Genomic DNA, 17867 nt, shown 5'->3' with positions numbered 1-17867 from the left:
CGATGCGTCTGGGGGAATAGCGGTGCAGTAGAGAAACGTCTGCGGTGGTGATTCGCAGGTATGAGGTAGTGGGCATTCATTACCGCTGAAGCGGTAACCGCGCGAGCTTCCGAACGCTGATCGCACTTGGGTAAACCACCACGAACGTGGCGTAGCCTTGAAGGTTCTGGCTACCTGGGCTGGGCTGTCAACGACAGCGAACCACGCCCTTTGTATAAGCCTGTCATAGGGGAGCGTCAAGACGTTGCCACCCGATTTTTTATGGCCGGAATATAGTGGTAGCCACTGGACTGAAGAAAGTGAAAAGTGGGCCTGGCGGGGTACCAGGCGAAGAAGAGAAAAGCCACCTTTGACGGTCGTACGCAGTCGACAAGCTCCTCGCAAAGCTTTATTCACTGCGTCCGCTTCGCCAACCGACCCTTGTCGTGGCCCGGGTCGGAACATGCTGGCACGCATCCGCGCACAAAGGGTGCCCAGTGTTTCCCCGGTGGGCTCCGGAACTGAATACGATCGCTGAAGCGGATGACCGCTATTGCCTGGTAGAGGCAACAGTGGTCATCCGCCATCGTGATCAGGTCGAGCACAAATCAGGAATGAAATTCCGCAGAAAGAGAAGGCTCCGAACTCAAGGAGTTCGACCGAGCTGCCCGGAGCGATTCGGTCTTGGGTCGCCGTTGGCGATGATCCTGAGATACTACAGCAGAGAGGGTGGGATCACGTCAAGCCAGTGGGCGATCCCGCATAAGCCACTACATTGAGCACGATGAAAGAGGTTACTTACTGCCGAGATGAGCGGCCAATTGTTCGATGGTTGCCAGGATAAAGGCGCGTTCACTTTCTTTGCCTTGGCCCATGAAATCGGACAACACGTTATCGACTTAGAGAGGGATCAGCCGCCGTTGATGATGCACTGATCACCCCAATACTCATTTCGATCTCCAGTGAAGCGTCATGAGCGACGCGTATCTTTTCTGATCGGCACTGTTCCCTTACAGTCGGGGTAGTGGGAGCATGACCAGAACGGCCCTGATTTCCCCTTTCGCCTGCGCATTGAGGCGTTGCAAATGGGGCAGGTCGGGCCGGCTTCGACCGGTACCGCCAAGGTGAGTGCGCCGCAGTGTTCGACCAATTGTGCAATCCAGTTCACCTGCTTGGCGACGAACGCATCCAGGGTCAGACGTCCCGCTTCGATTTCGTCCAGAGCCTGTTCCCAGATCGCGGTCATACCCGGATCCGCGACTGCAGCGGGTACCGCCTCGATCAGAGTATGGGCCGCTGCGGAGGCCATTAAGGCGCGTTTTTCTTCAGCAAATAGCCGCGATCAATCAACCCCTTGATGATGCCGGCTCGCGTGGCTTCGGTACCGATTCCGGTGGTGTCCCGAAGTTTCTGTTTCAGGCGTGGGTCGTTGACCAGCTTGGCCACGTTTTTCATCGCCTTGATCAGATCGCCTTCGGTGAGAGGTTTGGGAGCGGCAGTGCGCATGGATTTGAGTTCGACGTCGTTCACTGCGCACTGAGTAACCTGTTGCAGGACGGGTAAGACTTGGGACTTTTGACTGGGCTCATCCTCCTCGGTGTTTTCGTAGAGCAAGCCTTTCCAGCCCTGGATCAGGATCTGTTTGCCAACAGTAGTCAAACGCTCTCCGCCGCACTCCAGTTCGACCTGAGTTCGATCAAACTCATGATGCGGAAGAAATTGCGCGAGGTAGTGGCTACGAATCAGTTCGTAGACTTGGCGTTCTTGTTCTGACATCCGCGCCAGGTTCGCCGGCTCGGTGGTGGGGATGATGCCGTGGTGGGCGGTGACCTTGGCATCGTTCCACACGCGGGAGTGCAGTGATCGATCGAGTCTTCCGAATGTGGGCTGCAGCGCCGGATCCGTTTTGAGCAGGGCATCGAATACCGCGGGTACCTCATTGAACATACTCTCTGGCAAATAACGGCAATCGCTGCGTGGGTAGGTGGTGGTTTTGTAAGTTTCATACAGGGCTTGGGCGATGTTCAGGGTTTCCTGAACGCTGAGTCCCAGCTTGCGCGAGCAGACTTCTTGCAGTGTGCTCAGGTCGAAGGGCAGGGGCGGAGGTTCTCGGAAACGCTCAGTCTGCAGCGAGAGTACTGTGGCGGTCTTACCGCTAGAAATCTCTTGGGTCGCCTGAATGGCCAGCGCTTGTTGCAGGCAACGACCTGCCTCGTCCTGCCCTGAACTGGGTGGTAACCACGACGCGATGAATGGTTGCCCCATTGAGGACAGGTGCACCTCCACTTCCCAGTAGGGCACCGAGACGAAACTGGCAATCGCACGATCCCGATCGACTACCAGACGTAAAGTGGGTGTCTGGACGCGTCCAACCGACAATACACCGTCGTAGCCCGCCCGCCGACCAAGAAGGGTAAACAAACGACTCAGGTTCATGCCGATCAGCCAGTCGGCTCGGCTGCGGGCGAGGGCTGAGTGGTAAAGCAGGAAGGTCTCCTTACCAGACTTTAGTGAGGAAAGTGCGTTGCGAATCGACGCCTCGTTGAGTGCGGACAACCAAAGACGTTGAACGGGACCTCGATACTTGCAGAGTTCCAGTAGCTCGCGGGCAATCATTTCACCTTCTCGATCGGCGTCGGTCGCGATGACGACAGCAGAGGCTTCACTGAGTAGGCGCTTGATGACTTTGAACTGTGCCGCAGTCTTGGGTTTGACCTCGACTATCCACTGCGCGGGGATGATCGGTAGATGATCCAACGACCATCTCTTGAATTGCTCGCCATAGGCTTCAGGCGACGCTGTCTCCAGCAGGTGGCCGATACACCAGGTGACGGTTGTCTCTGTGCCGATCAGGCAACCATCACCACGCCGAGTGGCCCCGAGTACCTTGGCGATGTCCCGACCCTGGGAAGGTTTTTCGCAGAGGAAGAGGCGCATAGAACTGCTCCGGATTGAGTTCGGAGCAGCGTTGTTGGAAACAGCAGTTGCGAGATATGAGAAACCTGAATTGCAGGTTCCTCATATTAGAAGGTGAGGGCAGGCTTGAATGGGCCGAGGCTGCTAACCCGTTGCGGTTGGACGGCAGTGTGGATCTTCACGAGCAGCGTGTAGAAACACGCCAGCAACTTCGCGCAAAGGCGCAATTTTTATGCCTGAAGTCTGTCAGTCCGCAGGCGGCTGCCCACTGCGCTTTCTGGGTTTCGACGCTGGTGAACTGGCCTGTTCTGTACTTTTCCCGACGTGTGTCGCAGATGCCGCGGGTTCACTGGATCGTTCCCGCATAACCACGCTGTGCACCCGGTGAGGCAGAATGCCGACTCGACGGGCCTCAATCTTGAAGGTCACCCGCGCATTGTCTTCGCTGTCCTCCCACTCATCGCGTACGGTGCGGCCTTCGACCAGCACACGCATACCTTTCTGGTACAGGGTGCTCCAGTGTTCAGCCTCGCGGTGCCAGAGCTCAACCGGCGCCCAATAGCCACCTCGATCTTCATAGCTGCCATCGCGTGGCACGGGGTTGTCGAAGTACACATTCAGCCGTAGCAAACGCCGTGGCTCGTCATTGCCTGAGGCGAACTCCTGGAACTCTGGCGGACTGCCGATGTTGCCTTCGCCGACGAAAAAAGTACTCATCGTGATATCTCCACTGCGGTTGTGAACTGGCGCAGCAGCCGTTCGGCACTGTCCATTTTGATCGCGCAGGTCGTGGCCTGGCGGTAGAGCGAATGCACCACACTCATCTGTAGGTTCAGTGCGATGCGATTGCATTCGAAACGGTGCAATCCCTCGCGTACGACCTGCGGCAGGGCGTTGTTGCGGATCTGGCGTTCCCAGACTGCAACCCCCATCCGGGCAAAATCACGGGTGCGCCAACGCAAAAAGGTGCTGCCCGCGCTGGTCTTCTGCAGCACCAATCGAATATCCAGCAGTGAGTAAGGAGGTTGTCCGGCCTGCTGCACCACAGCCTCCATCAGGTGACATAACTGCGCCTCGATTTCCCTCGCCACCTGTGCCAGGTGCTCCAACTCCCCCTTACCCTTAAAAGGTTTTAAAAGGCCTTTTAGGGAGGCTGCGTGTTCGAGCTGTCGATACGCATCGGATGTCAACGCTTCGAGGTTCATCGGTTGAGCTGCGATCATGGGATTCATGCTTCGTCCTCCGGCTCATCCACTGTCGCAGATGGCTCTGCCGCTTCCTCTGCCAGCGCGTCAGCGTCATCCACTGCCATAGCACCACGACGAATGATTGGCGGTGCGAACTGGGAGCGGCGATGCCCCTCAAGGATGTCCATTGGGGGCAAACCCATTTTCTCGATGGCCGCAATGGCACGGGCGTTGTTCGCCACCATGTCATCACGGGTGACGCCAGCATGGCGATAACGCTGTGCCTGTCCGAACAGGCTGCGCAGCAGGTGGGCACCGTCGTCGATCCAGGCTTCCATGTCGACGCGGCCGATCAAGGCGGTGTGATGGGCCAATAGGGTACGACGCACCAGGGTGTCGTAGTCGGTCAGCAGGTAGACCGCCAGAAAACCCAGCTGGCTGCCGATGTACAAGGGCAAGGTGACGGGGTGGATGTTGAGGTTGTCGCTCATGTCGATCTGGGTCGGTAGGTCCTGCCTGATTCGATCCAGCTGTTGGGTCAGTTCCAGCATCCCAGCCTTGGCCTGCATCAGTTTTTCTTCGAGTTGCACGATGGCCCAGTCGGCATAGGGATCGTCCTGGGCCGCGGTTTGTTTGATCAGGTTGGTGACACTGATGTAGCCGGCCATGCCCATGATCGAGTGGACGCCTTCGCGTGCGGCTCGACCTTGCCATATGCGGGCGGCGTGGTGAGTGTGCAGGGTCAGGGTGATGCTGCTGCGCAATGCACCCAGGTTGAGTTGGTAGTGATCGGCCACGGTGTTGTCCTCGCAAAGGCTTGGACGGGAACGTTGCGACAGATGATGGTCAAGGGCAGCCAAAAAGCTGAATGCGGTCTGTTCGGTTTGGTGTGAGAGGGTTAATTTCGGAGGCGTTCGTGAGTGATGCCAGTGGCATCATTTCCAGGGATGGCGATGGCTGTATCGGTCTGATTGCGCAGATTCGGCCCTTTGCGATTTCACAGTAGAGCTCAGTAGATTTGATGCCACTGGCATCAAATCTACTGATGTCCAGGGCGTTTGCCGCACAGTTGGCGTAGCTCATTCAGGCACGCTTGGGCGAGGGCGGAGGCGGGTTCGCCCTGTTTTCGGGATGGGCGTGACGGCGCCGTTGCGGGCGGTTCTGCAACGGGTGAGGGCTCTGTCTGACCCGCCCAAGGCCGAAAGTCGCCTTTCAGTGCGCGCTGGATTAGGCCCATCAGATACGCCGCTGGTTTGCGGATACCTCCTGCCGTACAGCGTGCACCCGCTTCGTTGAGCACCGCCTGACGATCCGCTGGTTTGAGCTTGTTCAGCGCAATGGCGACGGCCTGACGCTCGCTTGGACTCAGGTGCAGCGAATCGGGCCAGAGCAGGTTATCCACCGCTTGGGTCGCGCGCGGTACAGTACAAGTACTTTCTTTTAATACAGTACAGGCGGCGTTCGGATTCCGAACTACGCCGGAAACACTGGTGTTCAAGCCCGGTTCGGAATCCGAACGAGGGCCTGCACGATTCCGAACGCGGTGATCGCCACCCAGTTCGGAATCATGCATCGCGGAGTCGGTTGCCTGATCCAATCCTTGCTGTATCCAGTGATCTTCCCAGCTCTCGAGCCGGGTGGGTAGCTGACCTAAATCGATACGGGTGTCCTGGCGAATTTCTTCCAGAACATGCTGAGCGACAATGCGCACCGCCTTGGTATTATGACTGAGGCAATGTCCGACCAACTCGAGGTAATCTTGATCCAGTTCCATGGCTTCGGCGGGGGTTAACGGCTCATCGTGCAGGACGTACAGAGAACCTTGCAGGCGCCCGCTGACTTGGTCGCGACCGCGACTTACCAAGCTGAGCCAGCGCGTCAGTCTGAGCATCGTTAAGACGCGAGCGATGGTTTCACGGGAGGCTTGCGCGCCATACGGCGCGCTCGAGAGGTAAGGCTGCAAGTCCTCATAGCGCGGTGTGACCACGCCCTGGCCTTGCAGCATGAGTCGGAACACCTGCCAGGCATTACGTTCCAATGGCGTCAGCCGATGATCCAACAGCAGCCGACGTGGCACGACTTCGTGAGATTGGCCACTGAACAAAAAGCCAGCCTGTAGAACCTGGTTGGAGGGTTGTTCAGTGGTGGGGCGTGCGGGCCAGCGTTCACTCAGCTGCTGGGTGCATTGCTGCAGGACACGTTGCCAGCGACTGGACGGGGCAGTGTTCATGTGTCGTTGCTGTACTGGTCGATCTGCTGCCAGACGATGGTCAAGCTGATCTGTTGCTCTTCGGCCAGCATCATCATGGCGTCGAGCTGATCCTCGGTACCGTCCTGAGCGCGTAGCTGGCACCAACGCTGCCAGAGCGCGTGTTCCTGGGCTTCACTCAAATGCTGAGGGCGGCCCTTACGGGTTTCTATCTTGAGCAGACGTCGGCGCAGGGCGGTTTCCGAATGCGCCAAGCCAAAGCATTGGTACATGATGGTGCTGCTGGCGCCGAGCTTGAGCGCACGGTTGATCAAGCGCTCGTTCTGCTCGTCACGTTCGGCTTGCTCGATCAACCGATGCAGCACCGGCGAGTCAATCTTGATTTCAACCCAGGGGATGGTTGCATGGGCCAGGCGCGACAACGTAGTGGGCGGTAAGGATTGCAACAGGTAGATGTCGTCCTCACCCAGTCCGAGTGCCTTGCAGCGCTGCAGGTTACCCTGGCGCAGCTCATGCAGTACCTGGGTCAGCATGGCCTGGTTGAGCACATTGAAGGACAGGTTCATGGCAGCTCCTTCGGTGAGCTGTCTTCAGGGGGAATCGTTAAGTCGATCAGACGCCGGGCCAGGCGGATCAGGCGATATAGTTTGATTAACAGCCTGTCGGGAAGCCGCTCCAGTCCCACATCCATGGCGGGACGGTCTGGCAACGGAAGTTGGTAGATCCCCAGCAGCAGCTGGCCGAACAGGGCTGAGGGCAGTTGCTTGCGATCCTCCCAGTTGACGTCGTCTTGAGCGCGCAGCAGGGCCATGAGCAGTAGGTGAACGCCGGTTGCGCGAGGCGCTGCAAGATCAACTCGCTCGATGTTCAGGGCGAAGCCCAAGCCAAGCGGCTGACCGATGATGCTCTCGGGGTCTCCGGCATAAGAGGCCATTTCCCGCGCCAGTGTGGCAATGGCTAAACGCAGTTGTTCGGGGTTATCCAGTGCTGGTGTGATAGTCCAGATGTCGTCGATCGCATAGGTGTCGACCGAAGATGCTGCGTCGGTGGCGGTCTCGAGATCTATCTGTTCACGAATCTGTTGAACGCGTGATGGAGGACTGACCGCTGATACGACGTTCGTTTCAGGCGGTGTAAGCAATTCCTCTCGCGTTGGTTCGGTCTGGGGTCTGGCATCCGTTGATTTGGAACGGGGCTCGGAGGAGGGAGCTCCTGTCGCGGCGACATCAACGCTCAGCAGATGGTTGTTCTCTGAGGGTGTGGTCACGACGATGCCCGGCGTTGAGACGACTCGCTGGGTGTCGCTCAGTTCCAAGGCCAACATACGGTAGGACTGTCCGAGCAAGTGGCTCATGCGTTCGAGCAGTTCATCCTGGAGCTGCTCAAGATCGAAGGATTCGGGGTCGGCATCGAAGTAACCCAGTGTATCGAGCCAAAAATCGGCGAATGCGATGGGGGCGGTTGGATAGCGGTTCCAGGTTCGTTCTGCCTGGCTGTGTAGGCCGATTAGGCGTTCGATCTGCGGCTTACCCAATCCGGCATACAGAGTTTGTGGAATGGCGGGTAGTAGGTATTCGAGGGTGTCGAGCATCCGGCTGATGTGCGACTGCGAAATCGGATAGCCTCCAGCGGCAAGACGTCGTGCCAGCTCACGCTGTGAGAGCACAGCTCCATCTGGTTCGAGCATGGTTTTGAGTTTGGCTACCGCCAGAGCACGTTCGATGAAGGTGAGTTGGCCGTGCAGATCGCTTTCGGCCAGATGGCCGAGTAGGGCGGTGATTTCATTGCTCCAAGGTCGGAACAGGCAATGAATGCGGAAGAAGCGCTCGTCGCGGGTTTCCTGCCACAGTTCGCCGAGAATCGCCAAGCGCGTATTACCGCCGTTGCGAATGATGAAATAGGTCTCACCCGGACGGCGGGTAATCGGTGGCGGTTGATCCAGCCCTCGCTCACGGATCGAGGCCTTAATATCGTCATACAGCGGATTACGGATGAAACGCGGGTTATGTTCGTAGGGTCGCAACTGCTCCAGAGTGACCAGCATCGGCGTGTCAGTAAGTGGGTCAGACAGTCGCTCCAGTTCTGGACCTCGAGGGAAGTGGTCCTGGTGTAGTTTGTCGGTGATCTCCTCCTGACTAAGCTTTTTCATCTGGACAACCTCAGTTAACGCTGGTTGCGCAAATGGTCACCAACCTCGAACTTGACGATCTCGGCAGTCCCCGAACCTTCGAAGTGTCGGGAAAGTTCTGCGAGGAACCACCCCATGGCCGAGCGCCCACCCTGCAGGCGAAAGACCACGGTGCAGTACTCCTCGCAAGGTGGATGATGTGGTCGAATGGATGGTTGAACGATGATGGGCAGTTGATCCAACATTAAATGACTCCTTGCCAAACGCTGTTGGCATCAAGATCGATAAAAAATGGCTTGGCGAGAGATGCCGGCGTGGTGCTTCATCTGCCCAACCTGGAGATCGCTTCGCGCCATTCCGGAAACAGTTCGATGGCCAGCGCTTGCATGGTTTCCAGCGCTGATGGCGAGCGTCGTTCGCGTGACTGACGCGTCTCGATTCGGTGGGCCGGTAGGCCGAGGGAGGCGGCATTGAGGTACGCCACTCGGTCTGGAACTACGGTTTCTAGAACCGAGATATTGGTCGCCCCAGCGAAGGTCTCGCGCAGGCCACGGATGATCATCCGTGTGTCCACTCGAATGGCATTCACCTGGTTCAGGAGCAGTCGCAAGGGGGGCGGTGTAATTCCCAGGAGGCGGAACGGTTCGAGCTCGCTGAGCAGCTTCAAGGTGCCGCGGTGCAGTTCGCGAGCGGCGAGCATTTCCGGCGTGATGGGAGATAGGGCCAGATCGGAGGCCAAGATGGCCATCTCCAACAGCACGCTACGTGCGCCTTGGGTGTCGAACAAAAGCAAGTCATAATTGGAGCGGAATTTATCGAGCGAATTGCGTAGCCGTAATCGCCCGTCAGGGGCATGCAGTAACAAGGTGCTCAATCGGCCTTGATCGTCGTTGGATAGGATCAAATCGAGCCCAGGAATGACCGTCTTGGAAACAATCTCGGCAAGCGTTGTTAGGTTGAGTGCGATGAACTCGTATGCACCCGCATCAGCCTTCTGTTTCAAGGCGTAATAGCTGGAGAGGGTAGGTTGGCTATCCAGGTCCAGCAGCAGAACGCGCAGACCCGCATCTGCCAGAAGACCGCCGAGATTCGCGGCCACCGTTGTTTTGCCCACGCCACCTTTGGTGGAAATCACCGATACCACACGCATAACGTCAGCCCTGCTGCGCCAAGCGCTCGCTGACCCACCGCTCGATTTCCAGCGAATCCCAGCCCACAGCGCGCAATCCAATGCGTTTAGCCTGAGGAAATTTCCCTTCCTTCATCAGGTTGTAAATGTGCGCACGCTTGAAGCCGGTTTTACGCTCCACCTCGTCACGCCGCATGATGTGACGTTCTACCTGCAGTTGAGGTGCTTCAACGATGGGTAAGGATTGGCTGGACATGCTGGTCACTCCTGGCGCCGATTGGCACGTAGTGGGAAGTGACCTGAATTGAATAGCAGAAGTGGGGGAGAGTCATTGCACTGCAATCAGAGGTATTGCAGTGCAATTGCTCCACTCAGATATCTTTTTTGAGTATGCGATTGGCCGCGGCGAACTTTGCATCCAGCGTGCGTTTGCTCAGGCCAGGATCGTCTTTGCGATGAGCTGAGATGGAATTGACGATGGAGGATTGACTATCAAATACTGAGTGCGGTTTACCTGATGGCGAGTGTCCTAAGATTAGTTCAAGCAAGGCCCCTATGACTTTCAGGTAGCCGGTTTCACTGCGGTCACTGAGTTTACTGTTGGACTTTAGTAACTGATGGATATTTTCTCTTTCCAACCCCATTGCCTCAAGCTCATCGAGTAGTTGTTGATAAGACGCTTCTATATTATTTATCCGCAATTGCATTGCATCTCGGTCGGCTTGTAAGGCCAGATAGGTGCCAGGGCTGATAGCTCCTTGTTGGTTGAATGAATGTCCGAAAAGAAAGCTTGGTCTTTGGTCTGGGTAGTAGCGCGCCATCCAAACTCTGAGGTCAGTATGGCGGATAGTTATCTGACTGCAATCGATGGGCGTGCCAATCGTGACCGACACGCCGAAGCAGCCATAGGCCAGGTCGCCATGGCGAATGGCATCTATAATTTTTTCGGTATTTGCCTGTAGGCACGGCCATTGGGGGAAGTACTTTGACAGGAGCGCAGGACAGTCCCAAGCCGATTCTAGTATTTTGGTTTCATGAGCCATGAGATTGCACCAGCGTATAGCTGCGTCAATGGGCCGATAAAAAATTTTTGCCAAAACGTTGTAGCTATCGGGTTCATACATAGGAGCAGCCTCATATTTGAGGGAACAGATCCGCTAACTACGTTTTTATGGACTTTACAAGCAGGGCTTCCGTGCGGCAACTGTCCCTTGATTCGGTTTTATTTGTTGGTAAATCGATATCCTTTTTTTCGTGAGAAATCAGAGCATTAAGCACCTAATGCACTCTGGTTATCGAGTTCTTACGCTTGTTTCAATTGACGATTTAGACGCACAGCACCACGGTGCTTCTCCCAATAACCTATGCATCGCTAGCCTTTGAAAGAGCTTATTCTGTGGTGCAGCAACTGACTTTGCTTATTCAGGAGTCGTGCTCCATCAGCTAGGTCATTGACATAGTGGGAGACTCCATCACTCAGTCGGTGGATGGTGATGATATTTTCGTTCACCGTTTCCGCGACAGTACTCTGCTCCTGAGCAGCCAAAGCAATGTGTTGGTTCATTTCATTGATGCCCTGAATGTTTTCGCTGATTCGCGTCAGAAACTCGCCGACTTTCTGTGAAGTATCCACCGCATCCTTCAAAGCATTCTGGCAACCATCCATGGCATCTCTTGCCTGATGCGCTGCAATTTGCAATTGAGTGACGATATTTTCAATCACCTCAGTAGATTGACGTGTCTTTAACGCTAGGGCCCGCACCTCTTCAGCGACAACGGCAAATCCTCGTCCTTGCTCACCAGCTCGTGCAGCCTCGATGGCGGCATTCAGTGCGAGTAGGTTGGTCTGCTCGGCGATTGCGCGAATAGTGACGACCATTGCACCTATCCCCTCGCTGTCCCGCATCAAATCTCCCAGTTTTAGAGCTGTATGCGTTATCTGTGTGCCCAGAAGTTCAACCATGAGTTGGCTTGCATCCATCATGACGTTCCCTTCTCGGACATAGGCGGCTGATTCGTGTGTTTGTTCGCTGGTGCTCGAGGCATGTCTCGCAACCTGACTGGCGGATTGAGCAAGTTGTTGTACCGATGCCGCTACGGATTCGACCTGCTGAACCTGCTGGGCGGTAGCGTGCGAGGTGTGACCGGTTGTTATGTCCATTTCACCGGCATGCTGATCGAGAGCGGTAGAGACGAGACCGACATCCGCAATCAGGTTCGATAGCCGTTCAAGCACTAGGTTGAAGTTGCCAGCCAACTCACCAATTTCATCAGGGCAACTGGCATCTAGGCGTTTGCTCAAGTCAGCTTCACCTCGTGCTATCTGCGCCAGGCATAGGCTGACCTCTTTGACTGGTCGCAGAATGTGACGCCGGGTCAATAGCCACACAGTCCCCAAGGTAGCGAGCAACAAAACTGCGGTGACTGCCAAGTTTTGCAGTAATACAGTTTTCAGGGTCGTTCTCAGCGCCTGGTTGTTGAACTCAATATCCAGCATAGCCAGCGCCTGACCATGATGCATTACCTGTGTGTTGAGCCGGAAGGAGACACTAGCCGCGTTTTGCTGACTGACAGAAGTTGAACGTTGCGTACGGGAATCGCGCACCGTTAGTCCAGTAACATCGGGGGCGCGCAACAGTTCATTCAGCAAATTTTCGATCTGAGCCTGATTACCACTCGCGAGCGGTTCGCTTAGGGATTGTGCCGCAAGCTCAAGTAACGTAGTGGCTTGCCTGAGTTGCTGTCTGCTCAACTCCCGAGACGTGAATTGATAGTTGAGCGTCGCGACAGCGAAGTGAAACGCAAAGCATGACCAGTGTGAGCGTCATCATCATTTTGCCTGCGAGCGAATATTGCATCATGGATCTCGTTTTATTGGCGTGGTCTTTCAGCAGAAACGATGCAGGGTTAATTTCATCCTGATGCGACTCGCGGCATTTCGGAGTAGGCGAGATAATCGGCGAAACGCGGATCTGAAATTTGTGTAGAATTAAGAATTACTGAGGTAGCACAAGTCATAGGCGATCTCGGTGTGAACGACGGATATGTTCTCGGTAGCGCTAATCTTCAGTGCAGCCGGACAAACGCAAAAGACACACGAACGGCTATTGTGCTAGGTAGGAGTTACCTGCAGATTGCCGTTCAGCTCGTTGAGGCCCACCTTCCATTTGTCGACCCACTTCCATATCCAGTATTTATTTCGACGAACGGTTAACTTGGAAGCCAAGGCGTCCGTGGCGGGGAAGAATTGAGCGCCACCTCGACGTATCGCTACATCGAGGATAATGCTCTTCACCTCAAAAGGTGTGCGCGTAACGTACCTGCACGACGTAGTCGTTGCGTGCACGATTCTCTACTTCGGTCTCACGATAGGTGTTAAACCAGACACCGTCTCCATCGCCTACTTTCCAGAAAACCCCAGGACCAATCCCCAGAACTTTTTCACGGGAGTCTGCGAGGCGGTGACCATTGACCTCGTCATCACTCAGTTGCTTGAAGTAGTACCCATTGAGGCCCACCGAGACTTTGGGTATCACTTCATAGGAGGCAGTAAAGTTAATCCATGCCGCTTTGCCTGCCTGTGTATCACGCACCGGCTGGCCTTCGAACAATTGCACCGAACTACTGGCTGGGTCTTTGTTTTTAAAGTTTTGCAGATAGTGCAACCGCCAGCTCGCTTCCCAGCGGGGGCAGGCATCCAGGTCGCCGCCCAGTAAGGATTGATCGAGTAGAAGTTAGATCCTTGGTTGAGGTCCTTGTGTTCATCGTATTTACCAACGGGTAACAACACGTCCAGTGCCAGGCGCTGAACGAAAACAGGTCGTCCATGCTCATCGACAATAGGATCGAATTGCACCAGCGGACCGGTGGTGACGTCGCCAACCCCGGTGGCGTTGTCCTTGAGTTGTGGACCGTTGTTACCAAAGTCACCGTCGAGTGAAACGATCGGCACAATGATGTTCCAGCCCAGGTGTGCGCCCGCGCCAATTGTGTTGGGCGAGTAATAGCTGAGTTGGTTGATCAGGCTGGTGACATTGATCTTCGGGTTATCAAAGTCTTTGATTTCCTTACCCGAGTTATTTCGAATCGAACTGGCGCTGGTGAACTTCAAGTATTGCTGGAACGAAAAGCCGGGCAGGCCGGCAAATCCATCGTAAAAACTGGTGCCACCCAAGTTAATCCCGTTCGGCTCGCCCACGCTAGGCGGTGGAGGACCGTTGGCGGCTACAGCATCCAGGGACGAGAGGATGGCAAGGGCTAGCAAGGCTGGGTGAATTTTTTTATTGTTTTCATCTTCGTTGGCTCTATTGTTGTATTTTTTGGCGCTATATGGCGATTACCAGAGCAGGCTGGCACCGGGCAATCGGGTACGAATGTGCTTTCGGCACATTATTTTTTTGGTTGCGCGGTACTTGGCCTTGCGGCATCAGGCGCCGAGGGTTTTGCTCGGAAACGATGAAAAGGGCACCCCGCGACTTTCGCCTGCTCGCTGTCCTGATCTGTGGATTTAGCCGCACCTGCAGAACGCTTGGCGGCATGCGCTTCCTGGCGGCGCTCCGTGAAGGTGTCCTTTGGATCAGGAATTACTTTTTCACCCATCCACAGGAAACCGGCAGTCAACAAACGCAATGCTTTCATGGCCAACGGCGAGGGCCGTTTGAGTTCGTAGGCGCGGATCAGGTGATCGGGATAAAGACTGATCACCCAGGCAGACACCAGAGAGTGTGAAAACTTTGGAAAATAACGATCAGCGAACTGTTGGATGATTGCTCGCGCCGCCGGTGGGCCCATGTCGTGTTTGGGAACATCCTCACTTTCCCAGCGATCCATGAAGGTCATGATTCCATCAAAGGAATCAGGGAAGCCCGTTATCGCTTCGCCCGTCCCGGCGTTGCGAAAAATGGTCGACATCTGGTGCCAGTATTTAACTGCGGCGAGCTGCTCTTTTTCGCTCATGCCCGCCATCCCGACGCGTTGCATCAGGCGATGCATGCCGGCTGCTTCATAGCAAAGAGTGTAGACATAGGTGTCGTTGCGGCTGAAGCTCTCGCCAAATCGCTGAGCGTAGTGGGAGTGTATTTTGTTTATCGACTCGACGTTTTCGCGAGTCTTGTCGTGGTGTGAACCGTAATGCCACCAAACCTGCATCTTCCAGGAAGTGTCATCGGAGCGTCTGAATGGGTTTTTCAGAATTTTCCCGTCACCGTTGTCGATGAGAGGCAGCGCGTCCAGTTCCCTCACGAAAAAGTGAGGGAAAGTGACGGCGTACACAAGATTCATGATGAAGTCGGTTGGCCGATAAGCCGCAGAGAGTTTCCAGATCTCGTCATAGTCGGTAGCGGGGTCGAGCTGATCAATACGCGCGGCGATCCATTTGCGGGTCATCGGGTTTTCCTCTTATTTTTGTTGTCGTCTCACAGGGCGCAGGGTCATTGCGCTTCCTGTGGATGGCTTACAAATTAGAAGAAGTATCCAGCGCAGTCATTGGGCCGGAAAACCAAAAAATCACTTGTTTTGGTATTTCAGTACGACGGCACTTGGGGGCTTGAAGCCTGCGTTGATGGCCTACCAAGTGGAATCTCACTGTTTGCCTGTTTCTATTCCCTTTCATGCTCGAGTACACGGCCCTCGTACTGGGTGATCAGGTGCAAGGCGCAGCGTATTTCGAGCTCTCGCTGCTTGATAGCGCTGCCCAGCAATAACTCGATTTGTTGCAGTCGATATACCAGTGTATTGCGGTGAATGCCTAGTGCTTCTGCACCGTGGAGCAAGCTGTTGCCTGACTGCAAGTAAGCGCTGAGTGTTCGGCGGTAGGCGGCGGCTTTCTCTGTTTTGTTTGCCAGAGGTCCGAGCACGGAATCGACATACCATGCGGCCTTTTCAAGATTCTGACCGACCAGGATCGTCAGGACATGGTCAGCCCAACGCATGACGCCTTTGATTGGGGAAGGGGTTGCAACGCTGCTGACATCTCTGGCTTGAAGATGCGTGCGCCTGAACCCGGCGGGCCCCTTTGCTGGTTCACCCAGTGCACATTGAGTCCCACATAATTGCCCCAGTGTTTCTTCAAGTCGTTTCAGTTGGGCCGGGGTAGGGTGGTGCGGTGTACTGACCCAAGCCCATGTCAAATGCTGAGTGAAAGAAACTACCAGCGGTGTATCGCCGATGATTGCTTCTTGCAAATTGCGCTGTAACTTACCCAAGTCTGAACTGAGCTTGGTGTTGAGATCAGAAATAATGATACCGATATGGAAGTGCTCAAGATCCAGGCCGTGATCTTTTTTGATTTGCTTCAGTTCAAATGGTTTAAGCGGGCTTGTAATGTCGATCAACATCTCCACGAGCGCACGTCGTCTGGCTATCTGACTTTCCATCAGTACCTGACGCTCGTCCAGGTAACAAAGTACAAATTGCTCGATAAGTTCATCCACCACGCCTGCGCCGCTGGTGACTAACCGCTGAACAGTTGAGGGTGTAAATGTCTTGGACGCCGACGCGGTGAAAAAATTATTGACCCAGATAATCTGATTGGCGCGCATGTTTTTAACGATGCTGCTGAACGGGACTTCGCGACGTGCAGCTTGTCTCGCCATTGAAGGAATCAGTTTCAGGGTGAAGTGCTCACTGTTTCTCGACAACGAACTCATAAAAATATCGAGGATAAGCGTTTCAAGATTGAGGCGTATTTCTGGCGTCGGCAGGTCAGGTACCGTTTGAAATTCGCCCTGCAAGCGCTCAAGGGAGCTGGCCGCCTCCTCAAGCGCCCAGGCCACTGCACCTTCACCCATCTTCAATACCGCATTGGTCAGATGTTGCTGCCCAATTACCGCCTTGGAAAAAGCGTCCTCAACCGAGCCTTTTGGCTTCAGATGAGAATAGAGTTCAGTAGTCAAACGGTACTCCCTGTCAGTCGCAATGATTGTTTATGTACGCCTCACGCAGCTGGCCAAGGGGATCAAGCGCACTGTAATTGCAGTATAGCGACGCGGTGATACTGCAATACCAAAAACGCTGTCGAACTTGGATTGGCAGACCGGAGACGGGTCCGAGCCAAGGCCCTATCGTAAATGGTGGTGTTTTTAAATCGAGAGCACCCAGACGTTGCGCCATGAGCGCTTCTATCTGACGACTGAAGGCCGCTGATCAGAGGCCTCTGTTTTCGTAATCACTATGTGCCGCCAAGCGATGAGAGGATCGACATGTCTGCCCCTAAAAAGTGGATTCAAGCCAAAATTCAAAGCCTCGACCCAAGCAAGGATTACATTGAAATCTGGCGTTTATCGAACAGCTACGGGCTGAACGACTTCATGCAGAACTTCATCTACGCGTTGACCTTCCCTAATTTTGTCGTCACCGATTGGGGCTCCAGAGCGGTATGGCGTGAAGACGGTGGCAAAGTCGTTTCACGGTCTACCTCGCGTGTCGAGCAGACCGGCAGCGCCAATGCGCTGTGGTGGTTCTACGGACCTGAAGACAGCCGCACCATCAAGTCGGTTGAAGGCATCAATAATCTTCATGCGCATTGGGCCAAGCAGTATCCTGGCGCCTTTTCCTATAACGATGATTACGTGTACGTCTGTGCGTTCACTGCCATCACCATGCACCGCCTTAAATTGAAGATGGGCGCCCCGGGCCTCTCCGAGAACGAGAAGATTGCCGCACATCTATTCTGGCGTGACATGTGCAAGCTCTTCCGTGCTGAAAACGATCAGCCGATCACGGGTTACCCGGACAGTTTTGACTCGCTAGTGGCGTTTTGCGAAGCGTTCGAAAATGCTCCGAAACCCAAGCTTGAACGCGGCAATCTCATTATCACGGCGATTCATGAACAGTTTGTCTTCCGCTTCTTCCCCAAGGAGTTGCATTGGTTTGGCCATCAGTTACTGCGCGCCATGTCATTGACCACCACGCTCGACACCATGCAGGTCGACCGTCCTGATCCTGTCGCTGCCCAGCTTTTGCCGCAACTGGCTGGCTACATGATGGGCATGATGGAAATGAATGCCGACGATCCGACCGAAGCCTATATCGAGGAGCGGATGAACATGTCCAGTGAAGAGAAGGCCGAAGTGCGCAAGGGCATCCAGTCGCTGGACAAGCAATTCCCCGAGCATTACGTCGAAACGTACAAGAACGATCCTAAATTTGTAGGTTGCCCTTTCCATGCCGCGTTGGGAGATGGCGTTACACCGCAAAATGCGGCCGACAAACAAAGCATCAAGTCCATAGAAGCTCAGGTAGCGGCGTTGGGCGGCGACGAATAACTCCAACTCACTTTATTGCCATACATGACAATCAGCCCCGACAGGGGCTGATTGC

Annotated in this window: 14 protein-coding genes and 3 pseudogenes; 1 reads left to right on the top strand and 16 read right to left on the bottom strand. The window is 54.9% G+C overall.

The annotated features are described in order from the left end of the window. Positions 1 to 949 precede the first annotated feature (949 nt). The 16 genes and pseudogenes from JFT80_RS01440 to JFT80_RS01370 all read right to left on the bottom strand — a co-directional run bounded on the left by JFT80_RS01440 (position 950) and on the right by JFT80_RS01370 (position 16441). Positions 950 to 2916: pseudogene (locus JFT80_RS01440) on the bottom strand (DNA topoisomerase III). A 225-nt stretch (positions 2917 to 3141) separates the two neighbouring features. Beyond that, positions 3142 to 3612, bottom strand: a complete 471-nt coding sequence (locus JFT80_RS01435) for a single-stranded DNA-binding protein (protein ID WP_150798392.1) — start codon at positions 3610 to 3612, stop codon at positions 3142 to 3144. Further along, positions 3609 to 4127 carry a DUF3158 family protein gene (locus JFT80_RS01430; protein ID WP_201146675.1) on the bottom strand — a complete coding sequence of 173 codons (519 nt, stop codon included), beginning with the start codon at positions 4125 to 4127 and terminating at the stop codon, positions 3609 to 3611. Before JFT80_RS01430 ends, JFT80_RS01435 begins: the two co-directional genes overlap by 4 nt. Then, the gene (locus JFT80_RS01425; protein ID WP_201146674.1) at positions 4124 to 4879 is read right to left on the bottom strand and encodes a PFL_4669 family integrating conjugative element protein; all 756 of its coding nucleotides are present in this window, start codon (positions 4877 to 4879) and stop codon (positions 4124 to 4126) included. The genes JFT80_RS01430 and JFT80_RS01425 overlap by 4 nt, the downstream gene beginning before the upstream one ends. 242 nt (positions 4880 to 5121) lie before the next feature. Beyond that, on the bottom strand, positions 5122 to 6312 hold the full coding sequence (locus tag JFT80_RS01420) for an STY4528 family pathogenicity island replication protein (RefSeq protein WP_201146673.1): 1191 nt from the start codon (positions 6310 to 6312) through the stop codon (positions 5122 to 5124). After that, positions 6309 to 6857, bottom strand: a complete 549-nt coding sequence (locus JFT80_RS01415) for a DUF2857 domain-containing protein (protein ID WP_201146672.1) — start codon at positions 6855 to 6857, stop codon at positions 6309 to 6311. The genes JFT80_RS01420 and JFT80_RS01415 overlap by 4 nt, the downstream gene beginning before the upstream one ends. Beyond that, on the bottom strand, positions 6854 to 8440 hold the full coding sequence (locus JFT80_RS01410; RefSeq protein WP_201146671.1) for a ParB family protein: 1587 nt from the start codon (positions 8438 to 8440) through the stop codon (positions 6854 to 6856). The genes JFT80_RS01415 and JFT80_RS01410 overlap by 4 nt, the downstream gene beginning before the upstream one ends. A 14-nt stretch (positions 8441 to 8454) precedes the next feature. Next, on the bottom strand, positions 8455 to 8664 hold the full coding sequence (locus tag JFT80_RS25010; protein ID WP_201146670.1) for a hypothetical protein: 210 nt from the start codon (positions 8662 to 8664) through the stop codon (positions 8455 to 8457). Between the two features lie 77 nt (positions 8665 to 8741). Next, on the bottom strand, positions 8742 to 9569 hold the full coding sequence (locus tag JFT80_RS01400; RefSeq protein WP_201146669.1) for a ParA family protein: 828 nt from the start codon (positions 9567 to 9569) through the stop codon (positions 8742 to 8744). A gap of 4 nt (positions 9570 to 9573) precedes the next feature. Continuing rightward, the gene (locus JFT80_RS01395; RefSeq protein WP_201146668.1) at positions 9574 to 9804 is read right to left on the bottom strand and encodes an AlpA family phage regulatory protein; all 231 of its coding nucleotides are present in this window, start codon (positions 9802 to 9804) and stop codon (positions 9574 to 9576) included. Between the two features lie 115 nt (positions 9805 to 9919). Continuing rightward, the gene (locus JFT80_RS01390; RefSeq protein ID WP_201146667.1) at positions 9920 to 10672 is read right to left on the bottom strand and encodes a hypothetical protein; all 753 of its coding nucleotides are present in this window, start codon (positions 10670 to 10672) and stop codon (positions 9920 to 9922) included. A 248-nt stretch (positions 10673 to 10920) separates the two neighbouring features. Beyond that, positions 10921 to 11709, bottom strand: coding sequence for a methyl-accepting chemotaxis protein (locus JFT80_RS25280; RefSeq protein WP_374091310.1), 789 nt, complete (start codon positions 11707 to 11709; stop codon positions 10921 to 10923). A gap of 69 nt (positions 11710 to 11778) precedes the next feature. Continuing rightward, positions 11779 to 12045: pseudogene (locus JFT80_RS25275) on the bottom strand (HAMP domain-containing protein); the annotation flags it as partial. Between the two features lie 799 nt (positions 12046 to 12844). Further along, positions 12845 to 13824: pseudogene (locus tag JFT80_RS01380) on the bottom strand (transporter). Positions 13825 to 13937: 113 nt separating this feature from the next. Then, entirely contained in the window at positions 13938 to 14933 is a 996-nt protein-coding gene (locus JFT80_RS01375) for a hypothetical protein (protein ID WP_201146665.1), read from the bottom strand. A gap of 212 nt (positions 14934 to 15145) precedes the next feature. Continuing rightward, positions 15146 to 16441 (bottom strand): CdaR family transcriptional regulator, encoded by a 1296-nt coding sequence (locus JFT80_RS01370; protein WP_201146664.1) that lies wholly within the window; start codon positions 16439 to 16441, stop codon positions 15146 to 15148. Between the two features lie 279 nt (positions 16442 to 16720). Here JFT80_RS01370 and JFT80_RS01365 point away from each other — a divergent pair, with 279 nt between their 5' ends. After that, a complete protein-coding gene (locus JFT80_RS01365; RefSeq protein ID WP_307833029.1) occupies positions 16721 to 17812 on the top strand; it encodes a hypothetical protein in 1092 nt (363 codons plus the stop codon). Positions 17813 to 17867 lie beyond the last annotated feature (55 nt).

Source organism: Pseudomonas sp. TH10, from assembly GCF_016651255.1.
GTDB lineage: Bacteria > Pseudomonadota > Gammaproteobacteria > Pseudomonadales > Pseudomonadaceae > Aquipseudomonas.
The sequence above is the reverse complement of the archived record's forward strand: the minus strand, read 5'-3'. Positions and strand labels throughout refer to the sequence as shown.

Coding starts and splice junctions, on each gene's coding strand:
- JFT80_RS01400 (WP_201146669.1), bottom strand. CDS start 9,569: ATGCGTGTGGTATCGGTGATTTCCACCAAAGGTGGCGTGGGCAAAACA.
- JFT80_RS01395 (WP_201146668.1), bottom strand. CDS start 9,804: ATGTCCAGCCAATCCTTACCCATCGTTGAAGCACCTCAACTGCAGGTA.
- JFT80_RS01375 (WP_201146665.1), bottom strand. CDS start 14,933: ATGACCCGCAAATGGATCGCCGCGCGTATTGATCAGCTCGACCCCGCT.
- JFT80_RS01430 (WP_201146675.1), bottom strand. CDS start 4,127: ATGAATCCCATGATCGCAGCTCAACCGATGAACCTCGAAGCGTTGACA.
- JFT80_RS01420 (WP_201146673.1), bottom strand. CDS start 6,312: ATGAACACTGCCCCGTCCAGTCGCTGGCAACGTGTCCTGCAGCAATGC.
- JFT80_RS01415 (WP_201146672.1), bottom strand. CDS start 6,857: ATGAACCTGTCCTTCAATGTGCTCAACCAGGCCATGCTGACCCAGGTA.
- JFT80_RS01390 (WP_201146667.1), bottom strand. CDS start 10,672: ATGTATGAACCCGATAGCTACAACGTTTTGGCAAAAATTTTTTATCGG.
- JFT80_RS01410 (WP_201146671.1), bottom strand. CDS start 8,440: ATGAAAAAGCTTAGTCAGGAGGAGATCACCGACAAACTACACCAGGAC.
- JFT80_RS01435 (WP_150798392.1), bottom strand. CDS start 3,612: ATGAGTACTTTTTTCGTCGGCGAAGGCAACATCGGCAGTCCGCCAGAG.
- JFT80_RS25010 (WP_201146670.1), bottom strand. CDS start 8,664: ATGTTGGATCAACTGCCCATCATCGTTCAACCATCCATTCGACCACAT.
- JFT80_RS25280 (WP_374091310.1), bottom strand. CDS start 11,709: ATGGACATAACAACCGGTCACACCTCGCACGCTACCGCCCAGCAGGTT.